The following is a 452-nucleotide window of genomic DNA, read 5'->3' as shown; positions in this document are numbered from 1 at the left end:
GGCGGGGCCGGTTACTTCTGTACGACCGCGCCGATACTGGCGGCCACCACGCAGAAGGTGCCGGCGATCTGCAACGCGCTCAGGGGCTGCGAGAGCACCACGAAACCGATCGCCGCGGCGATCGCCGGCTCGGCGCTCATCAGGATGCCGAACGACGAGGCGCTCATGCTGCGCAGCGCGATCAGCTCCAGCACGTAGGGAAACAGCGGCACCAGCATCGCCAGGTAGGCCGCGTCGAGCAACTGGCCGGCAGGCAGGTGGCCGCCGCTTTGCGCGATGCCGAACGGCGTGGTCACCAGCGCGGCCACGATCAGCGAGGTGGCGAGCCCCTGCAGGCCGTCGAACAGCGTGCCCACGCGCTTCATCAGCAGGATGTAGGCGGCCCAGCCGAGCGCCGATCCGACCGGGAACACCAGCGCGGCGGGCGTGGCCACCCACATGCCGTCCTGGCG

Annotated in this window: 1 protein-coding gene; it reads right to left on the bottom strand. The window is 70.6% G+C overall.

Annotated features, from left to right (window positions below):
• Positions 1-11: 11 nt before the first annotated feature.
• The coding region (locus tag HW466_RS31425) for an EamA family transporter (protein WP_176316176.1) at positions 12-452 on the bottom strand (441 nt) is incomplete at its 5' end.

This window comes from Burkholderia territorii, assembly GCF_902833055.1.
Classification (GTDB): domain Bacteria; phylum Pseudomonadota; class Gammaproteobacteria; order Burkholderiales; family Burkholderiaceae; genus Burkholderia; species Burkholderia territorii.
This window is presented reverse-complemented; position numbering and strand designations above follow the sequence as displayed.